Raw genomic sequence first — 2,201 nt, forward strand, 5'->3', positions numbered from 1 at the left:
AGCGTGGTTTCCCAGAGCTGGTCAGCGTTCATTTCGCCCAGGCCCTTATAGCGCTGGATCTTGATGCCGTCGCGGCCGGAGCCGAGTACGGCCTGGAACAGGGCGCATGGTCCGTGGACGGTAATGTCTCCGCCTTTTTCGCGGCGCAGGACGAGCGGCTCTTCGTACAGGTCTTTCAGCGTCGCCGCGCGCTCGGCCAGGCGGATCGCGTCCTGGCTGGCCAGCAGGGGCGCAGGCAGGATGGCATTCTCTTCAACGCCGCGCACGGTGCGCTGCAGGACCAGCGCGCCTTCTGCAAACCGGCCAGCCCAATTGTCTTCGCCTTCTTCCGCAAAGCGGTTGAGGCGTTCGGCGGTCTTCTCGGCTTCGGCGTCGCCGGCACCCGCGGCCATTGCGCCCGCCATGGCAGCCTGTTCCAGCAGGTCAGCCGGGGCGCGCAGGGCGAGCCGGGCAAGGTTTGCCTTGAAGTTCGAAGCCGCGCGGACGCGGTCGCGCAGGTCTTCGCCCGCAATCTGGGTGCCGTCCGGCAGGATCAGGGCTTCACCGCTCGTGCCTTCGTCGATCAGGTAGGAATCCAGCTCGGCATCATCCTTGAGATAGCGTTCCGAACGGCCGCGCGTCACCTTGTAGAGCGGTGGCTGGGCGATGTAGAGATAGCCCTTCTCGATCAGTTCCGGCATCTGACGATAGAAGAAGGTCAGCAGCAGGGTGCGAATGTGCGCGCCGTCGACATCAGCATCGGTCATGATGATGATCTTGTGATAGCGCAGTTTCTCGATGTTGAACTCATCCCGGCCAATGCCCGCGCCGAGCGCCATGATCAGCGTACCGACCTGGTCAGATGACAGCATTTTGTCAAAGCGGGCGCGTTCCACGTTCAGGATCTTGCCGCGCAGGGGCAGGATGGCCTGGTTGTCACGGCTGCGGCCCTGCTTGGCAGAGCCACCAGCAGAATCACCCTCGACGATGAAGAGTTCGGATTTTGCCGGGTCTTTTTCCTGACAGTCGGCCAGCTTGCCGGGCAGGGAGGTGATGTCGAGCGCAGACTTGCGGCGGGTCAGCTCGCGCGCCTTGCGGGCGGCCTCGCGCGCAGCCGCTGCCTCGACGATCTTCATCATGATTTCCTGAGCTTCCTTCGGATGCTCCTCGAACCATTCTGCCAGTTTCTCGCCCATCAGGCTCTCGACGACCGGGCGGACCTCGGAGGAGACCAGCTTGTCTTTCGTCTGCGAGCTGAATTTCGGGTCCGGCACTTTCACGCTGAGCACGCAGGTCAGGCCTTCGCGCGCATCATCGCCGGAAATCTCGACCTTGGACTTCTTGGCGATGCCGGTTTCGTTGGCGTATTTGTTGATCAGGCGGGTCAGCGCGCCGCGGAAGCCGGCAAGGTGGGTGCCGCCATCGCGCTGGGGGATGTTGTTGGTGAAGCAGAGCACGTTCTCGTGGTAGCTGTCATTCCATTCCATCGCGACCTCGACCGTGATGCCGTCCTTCTCGCCAATGGCGTAGACGGGCTCGGGGATCAGCTTGGACTTGGTCTTGTCGAGATGCTCGACGAAGGCCTTCACGCCACCCTCATACATCAGGTCGATCTCGTAAGGCTCTGCGTCGCGCTCGTCGCGGAAGATGATGTGGACGCCGCTGTTCAGGAAGGCCAGCTCGCGCAGGCGGTGCTCCAGCGTCTTGCGGTCGTAATCGGTCATCGTGAACGTGCTGGCAGAGGCCAGGAAGCGCACCGCCGTGCCGGTATAGGGCTTGCCCTTGTCGGTCATCGGGGAGGGGCCACGCGTGACCAGCGGGGCCTCGACGCGGCCGCCTTCGACAAAGCGCACCCAGTGTTCATTGCCTTCGCGGTGGATGGTCAGTTCCAGCCAGTCCGACAGCGCGTTCACAACCGACACGCCGACGCCGTGCAGGCCGCCGGAAACCTTGTAGGAGTTCTGGTCGAACTTCCCGCCCGCATGCAGCTGGGTCATGATGACTTCGGCGGCTGAGGCGCCCTCTGTGGGGTGCATGCCAACGGGGATGCCGCGGCCATTATCGGTGATTTCAGCCGAGCCGTCGGGGAAGAGGGTGACCGTGACGCGGTCTGCATGGCCAGCAAGCGCTTCATCGATGGCGTTGTCCACGACCTCGTAGATCATGTGGTGCAGGCCCGAACCGTCATCGGTGTCACCGATATACATGCCGGGGCGTTTGCG

The 2,201-nt window shown here is 63.3% G+C and carries 1 protein-coding gene; it reads right to left on the reverse strand.

Annotation, left to right across the window (positions count from 1 at the left end):
• A partial coding sequence (locus B4F73_RS04925) for a DNA gyrase subunit B (protein WP_290482636.1) occupies positions 1 to 2,201 on the reverse strand: 2,201 nt, incomplete at both ends.

Source organism: Hyphomonas sp. UBA3601, from assembly GCF_002375605.1.
GTDB lineage: Bacteria > Pseudomonadota > Alphaproteobacteria > Caulobacterales > Hyphomonadaceae > Hyphomonas.